We start from the raw sequence: 17,302 nt of genomic DNA on the forward strand, positions 1-17,302 counted from the left end.
CGTGGCGCTACGATGGCTGACAGCCTTCGTTTGCGGATGCATTGCATATTTCCGTCATGACAACCTTCAACAGACAGTTATCTGTCTATATCCTGTTAACGGCACTGTCAGGAAAAACATAAATGTCTGAAATAAATCAGGTTCTGAATCATCTCAATTCAGTTGTTCTGGGCAAGGCGGATCAGATCCGCCTGGCGGTCTGTTGTCTTCTGTCGGATGGGCATCTTCTTATTGAGGATCTTCCGGGGATGGGGAAAACCACCTTGTCGCATGCGTTGGCGAGAGTATTTGGCCTCAAGTACAGCCGTGTTCAGTTTACCAGTGACCTGTTACCGGCGGATGTGCTGGGCGTGAATATCTTTGAGAAAGACCCTGAAACAGGACAAGGTCGGTTCCGGTTCCATCCGGGGCCTGTATTTTCGCAATTGCTGCTTGCTGATGAAATCAACCGGGCAACCGCCCGCTCGCAGAGCGCTCTGCTCGAAGCCATGGAAGAGCGCCAGGTCAGCGTCGATGGTCAGACCTATCCGCTGCCGGATCCTTTCTTCGTCATTGGCACTCAGAACCCGGCCTCCCAGGCTGGCACCTTCCCTTTGCCAGAGTCTCAGCTTGATCGTTTTCTGATGTGTATCCGTCTGGGGTACCCGGATGAGAAAGCGGAGCGGGAACTTCTTGAGGGGAATGGGCGCCGGGCACTGGCGGATGCGTTGCCTGCGGTACTCGACGCAGATGGTTTGCGGGCGCTGCGTCAGCAGGTGGCTTCTGTAAGAGCGGCCCCCGCTGTACTGGATTATATACAGCGGATTCTGGCCTTTACCCGTTATGACGCCGGCTACCCTTATGGTCTGTCTCCACGAGCGGGTCTTGCTTTGCTCACGGCGACCCGGGCGTGGGCATTTATCGACGGGCGGAGCTATATCACTCCCGAGGATGTTCAGGCGGTACTGCCAGCGGTGGCGGATCACAGGCTGCAGAGCAGCGGGGCTGCTTCTCAGGATATTCTCACCAGGGTCCGGGCCCTGGCGTGAAGCGGCGCTGGCGATCTGAAAGGTTCCGCCGATGGCTGGACCGGCGGGTACCTCCTGCAGCGGCACTGGCGTTGAGTCACCGTAATGTATTCATTCTGCCGTCGGCTGCCGGGTGGGTGTTTGCCTTGTTGTTAATCGCTATGTTGCTCACTGCCATCAACTATCAGAACAGCCTCGTGTACGCCTTGACCTTCTGGCTGGTGAGTATGTCGCTGGCATCCATGTGGCTGACCTTCCGTAATCTGGCCGGGCTGCACCTCCGGGCTGGTCATGCAGAATCCTGTTTTGCCGGAGAAACGGTGTTTCTTCCACTCCGTCTGTCTGTAAAAACTGGTTGGCGCGCGGGTCTGCTTGCAGGCTTCCCGGGCGATCCTGTTGAGCAGACCACGGTCGTGCCAGGTGTCAGCCAGGACATTCGTATTCCACTGACCACCCGGGAGCGGGGGGTACTCCGCCCCCGGCGTATAAAACTGACGACCCGGTATCCATTTGGCCTGTTTACTGCGTGGAGCTGGGTGGCGCTGGAGTACCCTGTAGTGATCTATCCTCGCCCGGAGCATTTGCCATTACGGCTGAGCAGTGGAGCAGAGGATCCGGAGGGAGAGTCTGCTCGGGGAGTGGGCTCCGATCCTGAATTCTCAGGAATTCGCGATTACCGCCCCGGTGACAGCATGAAACTCATCGCGTGGAAACACAGCGCCGCGAGCGATAGCCTCAAAAGCAAAGAATACGAAACCGAAGAGGGTGGAACCTGCTGGCTGGACTGGGAGGCGCTCACTGGAGAGACCACCGAGTATCGCCTGTCGGTGTTAACTTCCTGGGTTCTGCAGGCAGAGGAGGCCGGGATCCGCTACGGGTTGTCCTTGCCTGACGTTGTTCTTGAGCCGTCGCGTGGCGAACAGCATCAGACCCGGTGTCTGCGTACACTGGCTTTATGGGAGGGGCGCTGATGGCTGAACTTTCGCCCTCCGTTCCACCGCGTGGCCTGCTGTTATTAGCGCTGGCACTTACCGGCGCCTTGATTCCTCATATCAGTTATCTGCCGGCCTGGCTATACGCCTTGTCTCTGCTGGTTGTCGGTTGGCGCACCCTCGTCTGGCTGGGGCGGGTGCGGTTTCCCGGTAAAATAGTGCGTGGGACTGCTGTGGTGCTGGCGACGATTGCGATTGTTGAATCCAGCGGCCGGCAGATGAGTCTTGAGGCGGCAGGGGCGTTTCTTGTCGCTGCCGCGTTACTGAAAGTGCTTGAGGTCTCTCGTCGACGGGATGCTGTGGTGCTTATCTATCTGGTCTTTTTTCTTCAGACCGCTGGCTTTCTCTTTCACCAGGGGATTGGAGATGCGGCAATCGGGCTGGTCACTATATTTCTCGCTGTCGCAGCCATGGTTGCCGTTCAGGCGTCCGGTGCTAAGGGGTTGCCCTCCGGCCTGCCTGTTCTGAAACCTGCACTCTCGGTAATGCTGGTCTCGATTCCCTTTATGCTGGTTCTGTATTTTCTGTTTCCCCGGTTTGCCCCGTTATGGAGTGTCGCGCTTCAGTCTGAGAAAACCCTGACGGCACTGGCGGAACAGATGGCCCCCGGAGATATCGCGAGTCTCAGTCAGTCTTCCGGGCTGGCGTTTCGCGTGACATTTGAACGAGGGCAGCCGCAACGCAGTGAGCTGTATTGGCGGGCGATGATTCTTGATCACTATGACGGGCGGACGTGGCGGGATTCCGGCAAGGAGCGTGAGTCATCGCCTGCCAGACCAGCCGGTGATGCGCGGTTCCAGTACGAAGTGATTCTCGAGCCGACCGGTCAGCGATACCTGCCGTCACTTGTTGGTGCCGGGTCGGATGAGGGGCGGATAAGGAGGACGGACGCTGGCTTGCTGCGGCACCGTTCGCCGGTTTATCAGAAGTTACGCTACGTTGTCAGGTCGACCGGGATGGCAGTCATGGCGGATCTCGATGATGAGGCATTGCAACGTTATCTTCATCTGCCGGAAGGAATGAATCCACGCTCGGTTGAGTGGGCTTCAGAGTTCACTCAGGATTTGTCTGTGCGGGAGTTTGCGGAAAAACTGGCGCTGCATTTCAGCAGTAACGCCTATTTCTACACGCTCAAACCCTCGCGTTATGGCCGTAACGATATTGACGAATTTCTGTTTGAAGGGCGAAGAGGGTTCTGCGCTCACTATGCATCTGCCACCGCATTCGTTGCCAGAGCTGTCGGCATTCCTGCGCGGGTTGTTACCGGCTATCAGGGAGGCGAGTGGCATCCTGATGGTTACCTGACGGTCAGGCAATACGATGCCCACGCCTGGGTAGAGTTGTGGGATGGTGAGCGATGGCTGGTCTTTGACCCGACGGCCGCCGTGTCTCCACTCAGAATAGAGCACGGTCTGGAACGCGCGGTTGAAGAAGAGGGGACGTTTCTTACGGATCAGCCTCTGTCGCCACTGAGATTTCGCGGTATTGATTGGCTGAACCGGTTACGCCTGGAAATGGAGAGCCTGAACTATTACTGGAACCGCTGGGTATTGTCCTACGACGGGCGCCGGCAGAATGAGTTTCTGCGAAACTGGCTCGGGTTAAAAGACTTCGCTGAGGGGCTTTATGTCCTGGCGGGTTCAATTGCTGTTATGTTCGGTCTCGCCATGCTTGTGCTCTGGTGGCGCCAGCGTGAGGAAGCTGATCGCCCGCTGGTGTCTGCCTGGAAACTGTTACGTGAGCGGTGTGAGAGCCTTGGAGTAGAAGCGCCTGAGGGACTGGCGCTGGGGCAGCTGCTGGCTCTGATTGCTACCCGTCTGCCCGCGCTGCATTCTGAGGCCATGGAACTCCGTCATGCGGTAGACCAGACTCTCTATGCCGGGGCAGGGGATGAAAAACTACTTGCCCGTAAGCTCAGGCGGTTTGCGCTGCGGATCCGGCCAGGCGCAGAAGCAACCGCTGCCGGCAATATTAATAAACGGCCCATATGACTCTCCGGAAAGCAGAGTGGAGATCATATTTGTAAACAACTTGTCGTCCGACAGGCTGCATAAGGCGCCGAATCCATACGCTCCATAGTAAGCAAGATGATTGTCTGGTCCGAGAATGGCCAGCCCCGGACTCGCTGACAATGGAATAGTATCAGCGGGTAGTCGGATGACTTCAGCCCGGGGAGTTGCTTCCCGCGCCTTATTCAGCACCTCATCGGTAGTATCGGCGGGTGCGAGCATAATAAAACGCAGTTTGTCCTCAGGAATCTCACTCAGAATCCGGTTGATGTGACGTTGGCTGACATTGTTGCAGAGGCAGTCGGGATTCCACAGGTGATAAAGGGTGACCGCTTGCTGCTGCCCCATTGCAGTGGAGGGAGGATACCGCGTTGCGAAATCTTCGAAAGCGGCTTTAATCACCTTGCCGTTGCGCGAATCAGGATGATCTGTTGTGTCCGCAAATGGACGTGTCGCCTGCTGCTGGAACCACCATAATCCACCCAGAGAAGCCCCAATCCAGACAATAATCAGTAGTGAGACCAGGTAAACCCGTGTGTTTGAATGGGATTCGCTCTGCATTATTCCGGCGTCATAAATCAAAAAGAGTATGATAGCGACCTACGCCACGGATGTAAGCTCTCCAGCATGAAAGAAATAACTCCAGCATTGTTATCCAGTGCGGTCAGTGACTCCCCGGAGGGGCTGCTGTTGTTGGTGACATCTGCCCATTGCGCTCCATGTAAGGCAGTGAGGCAGCTCTATGACAATGAAAGCACCGGGTTGCTGAATCGTTGGGCGCTTTACACGCTGGCGGTGGAGGGTGCCCCTGAATGGGCCGGGCAGGAGGGGATACACAGTGCTCCCGTATCACGCTTCTACCTCAAAGGCTCTCTGGTCAGTGAGGTTCGGGGGCTTATCACACGCGACGCACTCAATACACTGTTGCGCCAACTCGACTCGGGGGAGCCAGCTGCGGGCGAATCCATCAGGCAGATGATGGAGATGGGCCGTTGGGATGATGCGCGGAACATGCTGGACTCTCTGAGTGACGAAGCGGCGAGGGCACCTGAATATCAGCGTCTGAAGGGGATGCTGAACCTGCATCTGCTGGAATGCCCCGAGGCTTTGTGTGACCTCCGCGACAGCTACCTCTCGGCTCTTTTGTCGGCAGATCTGGTGCGCGCCCAGACTCTGGTCGATGATGCTCTGAGTGAACTCCCGATGTCTGCAGACCTGTCTGGCAGACGACCATTTCTGATTACCCTGATTGATCTGTTCCCGGATCGCCGGATTGCTCACTTGTGGCGCAGGGCTTTGAAATCCAATTAATTATACCGTTATCTATTTTCAGATTTTACTTTGAAAAAGCCCCTTCAATTCCGACAAAGCGGCACTCACTCTGTCTATTTAGGCCTGTTGGGATAAGAGTGATTCTCAGTCAGAAATTGCCGTCTATTCTCATTCTTCAGGGATCTGCGCGTTAGGCGAAACCTGCCCTGGTTTTCGGATGTGGCGCATTTCAGTTGAGTATTCTCTAATTCCTGGAGGGGGAAATGTCGGGGTATCAGATGAGTGTCCGTCAGCGAATGGCGGTGGTAATGTCCATTATTTTTCTGACAGGTGTTCTCTTTCTTGTCGCCGACCTGTTCAGTTATCGCAGTCAGCTGATCACCGAGAAGCGTGAGCAGCTGAGTAATCTTGTGGAGTCTATGGCGACCCAGATGGCGTCATGGTCCTCCGCTGGTGGCTCGCGTGATGATTTTCTGCATGCTTTGTCTGAGACCCGCTATCAGGGGCAGGAGTACTATTTCGTTCTTGATACTGACCTCTATATGGTCATGCACCCCTTTAAACCCGAACTGAATGGCCAGTCGGTGTCAGGCTCTCAGGACCCCGACGGTTTATATCTGTTCAGAGAAATGAAGAAGGTGGCGGAGCAGGGGGCGACCGGCTTTGTCGATTATCAATGGCCTCGCCCCGGTATGAGTGACCCCGTTCCGAAAGTCTCGGCGGTAAGTGCTGTGCCCGGTACTGACCTGATTATCGGCACAGGGGTGTACCTTGATGATGTTGCCGCGGCGGTGATGGCCCGGGCCGGCCGAATGGCGGTCATTCTGGCAATCTGGCTCGGACTGATGGTCCTCTGCACTATGTATTTTGTGAATTCAGTTCATCGACCGATTAAGCGGCTGGAGCAGGCAATGGGACGCCTGGCTGAGGGTGATCTGTCGGTTGAATGTGTGGGGTCCAGTACGTTGGAGTTCGATCACCTGGCTTCTGAAATGAACAGCATGCGTGAAAAGATCGCGGCTCTTCTCGGCAGTATTCACCGGGATGGCGAAGAGTTAGACCATGCGGCCGGCGAGCTGGATCAGGCTGTTACTGTGGTTCGGGCAGGTTCAAAGTCGCAGTATGCTGAACTGGATCAGTTGTCTGTCGCAATGACAGAAATGGTTCAGACCAGCCAGGTGATGGCGCAAATCGCCAGGGAAGCTGCACAGAAAATGTCGGATGTGACAGAGTCAGCATCGTATGGCGAACAGTCGGTTGGCAGTGTACGTAACCGGGTTCACCGCGTTCTCGAACAACTGGAAAGTGCGGCGGTGTCTATTACTCAGATGAACGCTTCCGCAGAGCAGATTTCGAGCGTTGCGGAAGTTATCGCCAGTATTTCAGAGCAGACGAATCTGCTTGCTCTTAATGCTGCCATCGAAGCGGCACGCGCCGGTGAGTCTGGTCGTGGCTTTGCCGTCGTGGCGGATGAAGTGCGAACGCTCGCGCAGCGTACCGGGGTGGCTACCAATGAGATTAAAGAGGTGATCGATACGATTACTCAGGTCGCTTCGCAGTCGGTGATTGCCATGAAAACGAGCGCCGAAGAAACGAAGGGATGTGCGGAGGAAGTCGATACCGCGAAAACGCAATTGGCCGATATCTCTCAGCGCATGTCGGAGGTGAAGGATCTGAATCTGCAGGTTGCCGCCAGTGTGACGCAGCAGGAGCAGGTCGCCGGAGAAATGAATCAGAATCTGGCTGGCGTTGCTCAGTCTGCGGATGGAAATAAAACTGCCTCTGATCAGCTGCAATCGGTCAACGCACGGATGAATCAGCTGGCAGACGATCTGACCCGTCAGCTCAGTGTGTTCCGCGTGAGTCGCTAATCGAATCTGGTCGCAGGATTCCACTCCTGATAATGTTTTCTCCACGTTATCAGGAGTCGTTATGCGCAAGAATCAGTTAGGTAATACAGATATTCAGGTCAGTGAGCTGTGTCTGGGCACTATGACCTGGGGGGAGCAGAACAGCGAAGCCGAAGCTCATCGGCAGCTCGACATGGCCGTGGACGCCGGTATTAACTTTATCGATACCGCAGAAATGTACCCGGTGCCACCGAAAGCTGAAACTCAGGGGCGCACAGAATCCTGTCTTGGTAGCTGGCTGAGTGCGGGTGGACGGCGGGATAAGCTGATCATCGCCACCAAAGTTACGGGTCCCGGTGACTGGATGACACATATCCGCAACGGCCCTGATCTCTCTGCCGGTCATATTGATCAGGCTCTGGCTGGAAGCCTCGAACGCCTCAGAACCGATTACATTGATCTCTACCAGCTGCACTGGCCATCCCGGCCGACTAACTTCTTCGGCCGACTTGGTTATGAACACGAGACAAGAGAGGGCGTACCTCTGGAGGAAACCCTGCTGGCACTCAACAAACATCTACAGGCCGGGACGATCAGACACTATGGGTTGTCCAACGAAACCGCCTGGGGAACGATGAAGGTGATAGCGCTGGCGGACCAGCTTGGAATGCCGCGCCCCGTCAGTATTCAGAATCCCTATAATCTGCTTAACCGGTCTTACGAAGTCGGGCTGGCTGAGGTGTCTCACAGAGAGCAATGTGGGCTTCTTGCCTACTCTCCACTCGCATTCGGTGTTCTCAGTGGCAAGTATTTGCAGAACCGCAGACCTGAGAAGGCGCGATTGACTCTGTTTTCGCGCTTCAGTCGATATACGGGTGACCTGGCAGAGCAGGCAACTGCCGCGTATGCCGGAATTGCAGAGTCGGCGGGTATCAGTCCGGCACAGCTGGCTCTCGCATTTGTGAATCAGAGATCCTTTGTCACCTCAAATATCATTGGAGCGACAACGGAAGCTCAGCTCCAGGAAAACCTCAGCTCCGTCGATGTCCGGCTAAGCAGTGATATTATGGAAGCCGTTGAGAAGGTTCATCGGGCAATTTCTAACCCGTGCCCTTGACGTAACACCGCAGAAAAAGAAAAGCCCCGCAGTGCGGGGCTCTTTCTATCAAGGTACTTCAGCGCGGATCAGTCTTTCACTTTCCAGCTGCTCAGCATCCGGGCAACAACTTTCGGTACCACGAACGTGTTGAGCATCAGCCACTGAAATGCTGACTTCGGTTTGGCGTACGCAGTCAGTTTCAGCATGTTGTTATAGATGCCCTCGTCGAACGGGAACCACCAGGCGTTATTCTTGCTCAGCCCAGGCAGTAGGTCCCAGTTGATGATCTTGGATTCGGCCACTTCTTTGAGGCCAAGAGCACCGTGGGTGCGGCCGATACCAGATTCTTTCGGGCCACCCCATTCGGTGTTGCAGATGCCGTGCGAATAAAGATGATCGTTTACGGTCACTGCGCCCGCCTCGAGGCGGCGGGCAACGCGTTCACCACGGGCGTTGTTGCGGGTCCACACAGATGCGGAAAGTCCATACTGTGACTGGTTCGCCAGCTCGATCGCTTCTTCTTCAGAAGACACTTTCACGATTGGCATCAGAGGACCGAAGATCTCTTCTTTGATGAATTCCATGTCAGCTGTGACGTCTGTCAGCAGAGTGGCCGGGAAGAAGTAGCCTTTCTGTTCGCCAACCGGTGTCGACTGCGCAGCGATGGTTGCACCGTTATCCAGCGCGGTCTGAAGTTCCTTTTCCAGTGTCTGGAACTGTTTCTCAGTGGTGACTGAGCCCAGGTCGGTATCGTAGCCGTTCACACCATGGCGCAGGGCGCGGGTTTTAGCGATGGCCATCGCGACGAATTCGTCGTAGACCTTTTCGTGGACATACACGCGCTTCACACCACCACAGGACTGACCGGCATTCTGATAAGCGGCCCACATGCCACCATTGACTGCACGTTCAATCGGCGCATCATCCAGAACAACCATGGCATCATTCCCACCCAGTTCAAGACTGCAGGGCACCAGGTATTCTGCACAGGACTTCATTACCTGTTTACCGGCGTAGGTAGAACCAGTGAAGAAGATCTTGTTTGCACCGTTAGACAACATGCCTTCCAGTACTTTCGACCCGGAACCAACAATGTGCGCGAACAGGCCGTCTGGCAGGCCAGATGATTTTACAACGCGCTCAATCGCTGCGCCGACCATAGGTGTCTGCGCTGCTACTTTCAGGACGACGGCATTACCCGCCATCAGGCCCATCACCAGCTCGCCGAAGGGAATGCTGAAAGGGTAGTTCCATGGGCTGATAATGCCGAGGGTGCCGATGGGTTGATAGATCCGCTTCGACCACTTGTTGAAAAATAACAGTGAAGGCGGAGGCAGCAGCTCGTCTTTGAGTACCTTAGGCGCGTTTTTAGCGTACCAGGTGCAGCTCATGATTGAGGGGATGATCTCAGTGTTCAGTGCATCAATCTTAAGTTTGCCGTTGTCCTGACTGATGATGTCTGCGAGTTCATCGGCATGATCACGAATGTAATCAGCCATTTTGAGGATGTAGCTGGCGCGTTCTTTGTAGGAAACCTGGGCCCAGGCCTTCTGTGCCTTGCGGGCGGCCTCAAAGATGCGTTCGAATTCGGCTTCAGTTGTCAGGGGCAGGCGACCAATTTCTTCCAGGGTCGCTGGGTTGGTGCTGACCTCGTATGCAACTTCAGTGTTGGCAACGTTCATGCTGAGTACCTGTTGTTATTTAGTGGAGCGTACCGCGTTAATTGCGCGACATGGTAACACAGGGCCTGCGGCAGGATAACGTGCTAATCGGCCAAGGCTGGCTCTGCTTTCAGGGGCGCTTTGCAGGAGGCCAGCGACAGAAACAGCCACTCACGCCGGTGTTAATCAGGCGACCGTTGAAAGTGCCATTGCGAATCGCTTCGATGATCTGAGGGAAATAGTCTGGCGACGGTTGGATGCAGGCCGGACCTGTGCCATAGGGGCCGAAGTACCGCAGTTGCCCCTGCTTGTCATAAATCGCCAGTGAAGGAGCTGAGACTGGATTCAACAGTGTCTCTCTGATGTCAGTGTCAGGATAACGGGCGCGTACCCAGCTGAAAGCAATGTCGCCAGCTCCCGCTGGAATAGCAATTCTGTGTGAAACATCCTGTTCTGCCTGGGTTATTAATGAATCGATGTGGCGGGCGCTTTGCTGGTTGCAGTCGCAATCGGGAAGATAAAAGTGGATGACCTCTATTTTACCGGTGCCATTGTCGAACGGGCTGTACAGACGAAGGATGGAGGTGTCCGCTGTGGCGTCTGCATGCTCCGGAATAAAAGGGATTGCGACGCGCCCGAAGTTAGACAGAAGACTGAAGACCATGCCCACAGAGACAACACAGACAACGACGATGAGAAGAAGTGCACGGGCATTACTCATGGCAGCTGCCACCCTGGGCACAGGTGTGCCGACGATAAAATGTCACTAATGCACTGCCAGGCGTTTGTCGCTAGTGAGGGTTCGGTGGCGGAAACTGTCATCTCTACTAATCTGTTATTTAGTTGTATGTCAGTTTAGCCGCTTTGTTGGCGCTGGCCTCTTTCAGTAGTCTCACCGGGCCATTTATGACGTCTTTTTTTGTTTTCACTGATGCGGTAGATGTCATTCATGGAGTGTATGACCCCGCCTTGGTCGCTGTGTCTTTCCTTATCGCGGTATTCTCCTCGGCAATGGCACTGCAGGTGACGGCACTTGCGACAGGGATTCGTCAGTCTGCACTCAAGCGGGCGATGCTGTTCAGTGGCAGTCTGGCACTGGGGTGTGGGATCTGGTCTATGCATTTCATCGGTATGCTGGCCTTCTCCATCGGGACCCGGGTGTCTTACGATCCGGTAGTTACCGCCATGTCTATGATCCCCAGCGTCGCTGCGTCCTGGGTTGCGCTGGATCTGATCGGGCGGAGAAGTGTCCGACGCTCACAGCTGATCGGCGGTGGTGTATTGGTTGGCGCTGGTATAGGCAGTATGCACTACACCGGTATGCTCGCCATGAAAATGGAAGCCACCCTGCGCTATGACCCACTGATGTTCCTGGGTTCCATCGTGGTTGCTGTGTTACTTGCGATGCTGGCTTTGTGGGTACGTTTCAGTCTGCGCCGTTATGATATTTCCGATACGCGCCGAACTTTTATTGCCTCCATGGTCATGGGGGCTGCCATATCCGGTATGCACTATATGGGCATGTCGGCCGCACGGTTTATCCCGCCGGAAGATTTTGTACCGCATGCAGATGATGGGCTGATCTCGTTGTTGATGACAGGGATTATTGTCGTCATCACCTTTGCTGTCACGGCATCCGTGATCGTGATTAATCTGCTGCTCAAATACCGTGACGCCCATCGGCGGGCGACTGTGAATGCTCAGCGTATGGTTGCCCTGATGGACACTGCCGTAGACGGCATCGTGATTATTAATGCCTCAGGCACGATTGTCAGTGTGAATTCAGCGATAGAAAACATGTTTGGTTACCCGGCTGCAGAGCTGATCGGCGAGCAGGCATTACGCCTGATGCCGGACAAGTTTGATGTCGGAGACAGGGATATTTCGCTGGCTGAGTATCTGTCATCCCGTCATTCAAAGTTTGTGGGTCAGGGGCACGACACTACGGTCGTACGTAAGGACGGTCAGGTGGTGCACGTCAGACTGGCAATTGGACATGCAGAACTGCCTGACGGTGATATGTTTATCGGTTTTCTGACGGATGTTTCAGAGCGGAAAGCCCTCGAAACTGCCTTGATCGAAGCTAAGGATAAAGCCGAAGCCGCCGCAGCAGCGCGCACAGCATTCCTGGCCAATATGAGTCACGAAATCCGTACTCCGATGAATGCCATTATCGGGTTCAGTGATCACCTGCTGGACTCAGAAATGTCTTCGGACCAGCGCAGGCATGTAAACACGATTCACTCTTCCGCGGTCTCTCTGCTTCACCTTCTTAACGATATTCTCGACAGTGCCAAGCTTGAGAAGGGCAAAGTGGGCCTGGAAAGTGTCGACTTCTCTCTGCCAGAAACACTGGATCTGGTGACGTCGACTCTCTGGGTGCAGGCGCGCAAGAAGGAGTTGTCTCTGGCGGTAAATCTGGACCCTGACCTGCCAGAGTTTTTTGTGGGTGATCCCAGTCGACTGGGGCAGGTGCTGACAAATCTGGTCGGCAATGCGATTAAATTCACTGAAAAAGGCGGGGTGACCACCAGCGTCTCCCAAACCTTTGATGGTCTTCTCAGATTTGAAGTGATGGATACCGGGATAGGTATCTCACCAGAACGTCTGCCGCTGATTTTCGATGCATTCACCCAGGAAGACGATTCGATCAGTCGTCGTTACGGTGGTACCGGTCTGGGGACGACAATCAGCCAGCAGCTGGTCGAGCTTATGGGGGGCGAGATCGGTGTGACCAGTGAGCCTGGGAAGGGCAGTTGTTTCTGGTTTACCCTGCCGCTTAAAGAGGGCAAGTTCACTGAATCGAAAAACCGCCATGACATACCTACACTTCCGCCGCTTAATGTGCTTGTGGCAGACGATATTCCACAGAATACCGATCTCCTGAAGGTACGTCTGGGTGCTACCGGGCATCAGGTCACTATCGCGACCAACGGACGGGAAGCGCTCGAAATCTACAAAACCCTCAAGCCAGATATTGTCCTGATGGATGTTCATATGCCTGAGATGGACGGCTTGTCAGCCTGCCGCGAAATTCGTGCCTGGGAAGAGCGGGAAGGAATGAACCCTTGTCCGGTGGTCGCCCTGACTGCCAGCGTGATGGAAGAGGATAAGCGCGATGCCGCCGCTGCAGGCATGCAGGGTTTCGCAACAAAACCAGTGGATTTCGCTCTGCTTGTCTCGGAAATGGCAAGAGTACTCAACATCCGGGTCAGTGCGCCGTCGCCAGTTGCTGATGAACATGTGACGGATGATCAGGTGCTGGATGTTGCGAAGGGACTGAAAATCTGGGGGCAGATGGGACTTTACGCGACTCAGTTACAGGACTTTATTCAGCGCTATGGTGACCTGCCTTCGCGTATGGGTGTGCTGCTTCAGTTAAACAACCTTCAGGAAGTTCAGCATCTCGCTCATGCCGTTAAAGGGGTGGCTGCGAATCTCGCCGTCAATCCGGTAAGGCACAGTTGTGGTGAGATTGAGCAGGCCTGCCGTCGGCAGGACGGCGACGCAGCAATGAAGGCTGCAGAGCAGCTACGTGACCGCTGGCCTATGATTATGAGTGTGTGCAAATCGCACGTTGGGCAGAACCGTGAGTCCGTATGTACGGAGTCCTCCGGAGATCTTCTTGGTCTGCTGAAAAAGCTGGCAGGCACCTTGTCGGATCATGATTACGACGATGACGTACTCGACCAGCTTCAGGCGTACACCGGTAAACACGGAAAAGAGGTGTTGGACATAGTGACGGCAGTGAATGATTTTGAATTCGATGATGCCGCTGGCAAGGTCAGTGCGTTGGTTTCTGTACTTGAAGTAACAACAGCGGAGGCCTGATATGGCATTGATTCTCTGTGTGGATGATGAGGTCAATAACCTGAAAGTGCTGAGGGTTGCATTGCAGGGAACTTATGACCTGTTGTTTGCCAAAAGCGGCAAAGAGGCACTTGCTCTTGCCAGTGAACGCCAGCCTGATCTGATTCTTCTTGATGTCATGATGCCAGAAATGGATGGTTTCGAAGTATGCCGGCGTCTGAAACAGGACGCTCAGCTGGCCGCTGTACCGGTGATCTTTGTGACCGCCTTACAGGACGAAGCTGATGAAGAAGTCGGGCTGGAATGTGGTGCCGTTGACTACATTACCAAACCCATCAGTACGGCCATCGTAAAAGCCCGCGTAAAAAATCATCTTTCTCTGGTCCGGGTGGACGAGCTTCAGCGTACCCGCTTAGAGATTATTCAACGTCTTGGTCGTGCTGCTGAGTACAAAGATAATGAAACTGGCCACCATGTCATGCGCATGAGTCATTATTCGCAATTGATCGCACAGGCTATGGGAAAAAACGAACGGTGGTGTGAAAAGTTGCTTCACGCCGCGCCGATGCACGACATCGGAAAAATTGGCATTCCTGATGCCATTATGCTGAAGCCGGGTAAGTTGACGGACGATGAGTTTGACGTGATGAAAACTCACCCCCGTATCGGTGCGGAAATTCTGGGCAACAGCACTGCAGAACTGATGGTGATGGCAAAGAACGTCGCCCTGTATCATCACGAAAAGTGGAACGGCAGTGGTTACCCTGAGCGTCTTTCAGGAAAAGACATTCCACTCGAAGCACGCATTGTCGCGCTTGCCGATGTATTTGATGCTTTGACCAGTGAGCGGCCATACAAGCGCGCCTGGTCGGTCGAAGAGGCCTGCGAATACATTCATGACAGCCGTGGTGAGCATTTCGACCCGGAGGTGGTAGAGGCCTTCGATCAGTGTCTTCCTGACATTCTGAAAATTAAAGAGCGTTGGCAGGAACCGGAAGAGTCAGAGTGACTCAAGATACCTGACGGCCCCCATTCCTGCGCGCTTCCCGGTAGCGAAGCAGGCGGTCAGGAGGTAGCCACCGGTTGGCGCCTCCCAATCCAGCATTTCGCCCGCGACAAATACTCCCGGCATCTTTGTCAGCATCAGATCACCGTTTATTTCGTCACGGTCAATGCCACCCGAACAGCTGATGGCTTCATCCATCGGGCGCGTCCCCGTCAGGGTCACCGGCATGTTCTTCAGCGCGCGGGTGACAGCGACTTTATCCGTGCGATCAAGATCGGGCAGGCATTCCCGCAACAGGGCGTTAGTGATGCCTGGCAGGCGGAATTTTTTGCGCAGCAGGTTGCTGAAGGTTTCCCCCTTGCGAGCGGCTTGCAAAGTACTCAGGACAGCCTCGCCATTGAGGTTGGGCAGCCAGTCGATATGCAGGTGTGGCCCAGATTTGTTCTGTAGCAGGAGATCGCGCAGAAGGGCACTGCAGGCGTAGACCAGGCTGCCTTCCAGTCCGTAGCTGCTGACAATACATTCGCCTGTCCGGCGGAAGGGAGTGCCATCTGCCCCTGTCACCGAAATTGCTACCTGCTTAAGTGGGGTGCCCCCGTGGTTGGCCTGAAGAAATTCACTCCAGTGCGCGGTGAACCCACAGTTACTTGGGCGTAATGGATTGACTGCAATCCCCCGTTGAATGAAGGCCTTTGTCCAGGCGCCATCCGAGCCCAGTTTGGACCAGCTCGCCCCGCCGAGTGCAAAGGCGGTTGCTTCTGCTTTCAGACACTGCTCACCGTCTGGTCCGGCGATAACCAGCTCGCCTTTGCTGTTCCATCCCTGCCAGCGATGACGGGGATGGAAGGTCACACCTGCGCGGGTCAGGCGGTGCTTCCAGGCGCGCAACAAGGGGGCGGCTTTCATTTCTTTCGGGAATACGCGGCCGGAGGTACCGACAAAGGTTTCAACGCCAAGGTCGTGAATCCAGCTTCTGAGCATATCCGGCGTGAAATCGTCGAGAATCGGGCGTAGCCAGTCACTGGCTTCGCGGTAGCGCAGCACAAAATCTGCGTAAGGCTCGGAATGAGTTATGTTCATCCCTCCGATGCCTGCCAGCAGAAACTTTCTCGCGACGCTGGGCATGGCATCGAAAATATCCGTTTTGATACCGGCCGAAGAGAGCTGTTCGGCCGCGATCAGGCCCGCAGGGCCACCGCCGATTACGATTGCGCGCATGGTGCCTCTTTCTCCCGGTGTATATGCAGCCGGCTTATTACCCTGAGGCGCCAGAGAAGAGCGGCAGCGGCAAAAGAGAGGCCGGCAATCAGGCCTATCCAGAAGCCGGCAGCGCCCATGGGACTGCTGTGTTCATAAGCAAGATACCAGCCTGAACCAAAGCCGATTACCCAGTACGCGAAAAAGGTAATCACCATGACGGCAAAAGTGTCTTCATAACCGCGCAGAGAGCCCGCCGTAGCAATCTGTATCGCATCGGAAATCTGAAACAGAGCCGCGTACATCAGCAATGCGGTGCCGATCGCCACAACTTCCGGGTCCGGGCTATAGAGGCCGGCAATAAACCCAGCACCAGAGAGAATCAGTGTCGCGTTGAACAATGCAAGTGCGAGGTTAAGGCCCACTCCCAGCCACGATGTGGTGGCCGCAGCGCGATTATCACCGCGCCCGAGGTGATAGCCGACACGGACGGTTAAAGCCATGCCCAGGCTGAGTGGCAACATAAAGGTGACTGACGATACGTTCAGGGCCACCTGGTGGCCGGCGACAACGACTGGCCCCAGGTCGGTCAGGAATAGCGCAATGACGGTGAACAGACTTACCTCGAAGAAGATCGCCACGCCAATCGGCAGGCCGACCTTCGCGAGGGTGTTAATCTCGCCAACGCGGCTTCTGCGCAGGCTACGCAACAATCTGAAGTTGGGCCCGCCGCGATGTTTTCTGGTATTCAGATACAGGGCCAGTGACATAAAAAGTACCACCAGACCACTGCCGATGCCGCAGCCGATACCACCAAGTTCGGGCAGACCGAACCAGCCGTAGATAAGCACCGCGTTGACTGGCACATTGAGAACCAGCCCCGCAATCATTATGCGGGTGACGTGCGTGGCGTCACCGAGCGCTTCTGCATAGAAGCGCAGTGCCAGAAAGATACCTGAGACTGGCATGGCCAGTGCGATGGCCAGCAGATAGCGGCTCGCAACGTAGGCGGTATGCTGATCGTCGACAAAGGTGGGTATTGCCAGGGCAATAGCGGCCGTTATGGCGCCAAATACACAGCCGGAGATCAGGCCCAGGCTCAGCCCAGAACCGAGCAGACGTTCCCGCGCTTCTGTCTGATGCTCGCCGCTGAGTCGCGCGACGGCAGGCGAGAGTGCCACGAGAATGCCCGCAAGAAACAACCATATCGGCGTCCATACGGCACTGCCGATGGCGACGGCCGCCAGATCCTGAGTGCTCACATAACCTGACATCAGGGTATCTATGGTGCCCATGCCTACCTGCGCCAGCTGGGTCGCTAGGATAGGTAAGGTAAGTCTGCCAATGGCTTTTGCTTCTTGAGCTTTGAACGACATGGAGTTAGTGTCTGCGCCGGAAT

General features: G+C 55.1%; 13 protein-coding genes. 8 read left to right on the forward strand and 5 right to left on the reverse strand.

Annotated elements, in window-relative coordinates; genetic code table 11:
* The first annotated feature begins 122 nt into the window (after positions 1 to 122).
* From Q1L85_RS04970 to Q1L85_RS04980, 3 genes are read left to right on the forward strand one after another with little or no spacing between them, the layout of a single operon-like run.
* Complete coding sequence (locus Q1L85_RS04970; RefSeq protein WP_300427177.1) at positions 123 to 1,028, forward strand: MoxR family ATPase; 906 nt, start codon at positions 123 to 125, stop codon at positions 1,026 to 1,028.
* A complete protein-coding gene (locus Q1L85_RS04975) occupies positions 1,025 to 1,978 on the forward strand; it encodes a DUF58 domain-containing protein (RefSeq protein ID WP_300432496.1) in 954 nt (317 codons plus the stop codon). The genes Q1L85_RS04970 and Q1L85_RS04975 overlap by 4 nt, the downstream gene beginning before the upstream one ends.
* The gene (locus Q1L85_RS04980) at positions 1,978 to 3,990 is read left to right on the forward strand and encodes a DUF3488 and transglutaminase-like domain-containing protein (protein WP_300432498.1); all 2,013 of its coding nucleotides are present in this window, start codon (positions 1,978 to 1,980) and stop codon (positions 3,988 to 3,990) included. Before Q1L85_RS04975 ends, Q1L85_RS04980 begins: the two co-directional genes overlap by 1 nt.
* Here Q1L85_RS04980 and Q1L85_RS04985 read toward each other — a convergent pair.
* Positions 3,898 to 4,569 (reverse strand): DUF6436 domain-containing protein, encoded by a 672-nt coding sequence (locus tag Q1L85_RS04985; RefSeq protein WP_300427657.1) that lies wholly within the window; start codon positions 4,567 to 4,569, stop codon positions 3,898 to 3,900. The two genes, Q1L85_RS04980 and Q1L85_RS04985, sit on opposite strands and share 93 nt — an antisense overlap.
* 66 nt (positions 4,570 to 4,635) lie before the next feature.
* Here Q1L85_RS04985 and Q1L85_RS04990 point away from each other — a divergent pair, with 66 nt between their 5' ends.
* The 3 genes from Q1L85_RS04990 (at position 4,636) to Q1L85_RS05000 (ending at position 8,247) form a co-directional block, all read left to right on the forward strand.
* The gene (locus Q1L85_RS04990) at positions 4,636 to 5,319 is read left to right on the forward strand and encodes a thioredoxin family protein (RefSeq protein WP_300427658.1); all 684 of its coding nucleotides are present in this window, start codon (positions 4,636 to 4,638) and stop codon (positions 5,317 to 5,319) included.
* A 224-nt stretch (positions 5,320 to 5,543) separates the two neighbouring features.
* A complete protein-coding gene (locus Q1L85_RS04995; RefSeq protein WP_300427659.1) occupies positions 5,544 to 7,151 on the forward strand; it encodes a methyl-accepting chemotaxis protein in 1,608 nt (535 codons plus the stop codon).
* Positions 7,152 to 7,212: 61 nt separating this feature from the next.
* Positions 7,213 to 8,247, forward strand: coding sequence for an NADP(H)-dependent aldo-keto reductase (locus tag Q1L85_RS05000; RefSeq protein ID WP_300427661.1), 1,035 nt, complete (start codon positions 7,213 to 7,215; stop codon positions 8,245 to 8,247).
* 68 nt (positions 8,248 to 8,315) lie between these two features.
* Here the strand turns inward: Q1L85_RS05000 and Q1L85_RS05005 are convergent, their stop codons facing one another.
* Positions 8,316 to 9,911 carry an aldehyde dehydrogenase family protein gene (locus Q1L85_RS05005; protein WP_300427662.1) on the reverse strand — a complete coding sequence of 532 codons (1,596 nt, stop codon included), beginning with the start codon at positions 9,909 to 9,911 and terminating at the stop codon, positions 8,316 to 8,318.
* Between the two features lie 109 nt (positions 9,912 to 10,020).
* Entirely contained in the window at positions 10,021 to 10,611 is a 591-nt protein-coding gene (locus Q1L85_RS05010; RefSeq protein ID WP_300427663.1) for a DUF6436 domain-containing protein, read from the reverse strand.
* 185 nt (positions 10,612 to 10,796) lie between these two features.
* Here Q1L85_RS05010 and Q1L85_RS05015 point away from each other — a divergent pair, with 185 nt between their 5' ends.
* Entirely contained in the window at positions 10,797 to 13,721 is a 2,925-nt protein-coding gene (locus tag Q1L85_RS05015) for an MHYT domain-containing protein (RefSeq protein WP_300427664.1), read from the forward strand.
* Between the two features lies 1 nt (position 13,722).
* Positions 13,723 to 14,709 carry an HD-GYP domain-containing protein gene (locus Q1L85_RS05020; RefSeq protein WP_300427665.1) on the forward strand — a complete coding sequence of 329 codons (987 nt, stop codon included), beginning with the start codon at positions 13,723 to 13,725 and terminating at the stop codon, positions 14,707 to 14,709.
* Here the strand turns inward: Q1L85_RS05020 and Q1L85_RS05025 are convergent.
* Both Q1L85_RS05025 and Q1L85_RS05030 read right to left on the reverse strand, forming a co-directional pair.
* A complete protein-coding gene (locus tag Q1L85_RS05025; protein WP_300427666.1) occupies positions 14,701 to 15,924 on the reverse strand; it encodes a TIGR03862 family flavoprotein in 1,224 nt (407 codons plus the stop codon). The genes Q1L85_RS05020 and Q1L85_RS05025 overlap by 9 nt on opposite strands.
* The gene (locus Q1L85_RS05030) at positions 15,909 to 17,279 is read right to left on the reverse strand and encodes an MATE family efflux transporter (protein ID WP_300427667.1); all 1,371 of its coding nucleotides are present in this window, start codon (positions 17,277 to 17,279) and stop codon (positions 15,909 to 15,911) included. Before Q1L85_RS05030 ends, Q1L85_RS05025 begins: the two co-directional genes overlap by 16 nt.
* Positions 17,280 to 17,302: the final 23 nt, after the last annotated feature.

It is taken from the genome of uncultured Thalassolituus sp. (assembly GCF_950066645.1).
GTDB lineage: Bacteria > Pseudomonadota > Gammaproteobacteria > Pseudomonadales > Oceanobacteraceae > Thalassolituus.

What these genes read in the sequence shown, in the direction of transcription:
- Q1L85_RS04970 (WP_300427177.1), top strand. Translation starts at nt 123, where the DNA reads ATGTCTGAAATAAATCAGGTTCTGAATCATCTCAATTCAGTTGTTCTG.
- Q1L85_RS04980 (WP_300432498.1), top strand. Translation starts at nt 1,978, where the DNA reads ATGGCTGAACTTTCGCCCTCCGTTCCACCGCGTGGCCTGCTGTTATTA.
- Q1L85_RS04985 (WP_300427657.1), bottom strand. Translation starts at nt 4,569, where the DNA reads ATGCAGAGCGAATCCCATTCAAACACACGGGTTTACCTGGTCTCACTA.
- Q1L85_RS04990 (WP_300427658.1), top strand. Translation starts at nt 4,636, where the DNA reads ATGAAAGAAATAACTCCAGCATTGTTATCCAGTGCGGTCAGTGACTCC.
- Q1L85_RS04995 (WP_300427659.1), top strand. Translation starts at nt 5,544, where the DNA reads ATGTCGGGGTATCAGATGAGTGTCCGTCAGCGAATGGCGGTGGTAATG.
- Q1L85_RS05000 (WP_300427661.1), top strand. Translation starts at nt 7,213, where the DNA reads ATGCGCAAGAATCAGTTAGGTAATACAGATATTCAGGTCAGTGAGCTG.
- Q1L85_RS05005 (WP_300427662.1), bottom strand. Translation starts at nt 9,911, where the DNA reads ATGAACGTTGCCAACACTGAAGTTGCATACGAGGTCAGCACCAACCCA.
- Q1L85_RS05010 (WP_300427663.1), bottom strand. Translation starts at nt 10,611, where the DNA reads ATGAGTAATGCCCGTGCACTTCTTCTCATCGTCGTTGTCTGTGTTGTC.
- Q1L85_RS05015 (WP_300427664.1), top strand. Translation starts at nt 10,797, where the DNA reads ATGACGTCTTTTTTTGTTTTCACTGATGCGGTAGATGTCATTCATGGA.
- Q1L85_RS05020 (WP_300427665.1), top strand. Translation starts at nt 13,723, where the DNA reads ATGGCATTGATTCTCTGTGTGGATGATGAGGTCAATAACCTGAAAGTG.
- Q1L85_RS05025 (WP_300427666.1), bottom strand. Translation starts at nt 15,924, where the DNA reads ATGCGCGCAATCGTAATCGGCGGTGGCCCTGCGGGCCTGATCGCGGCC.
- Q1L85_RS05030 (WP_300427667.1), bottom strand. Translation starts at nt 17,279, where the DNA reads ATGTCGTTCAAAGCTCAAGAAGCAAAAGCCATTGGCAGACTTACCTTA.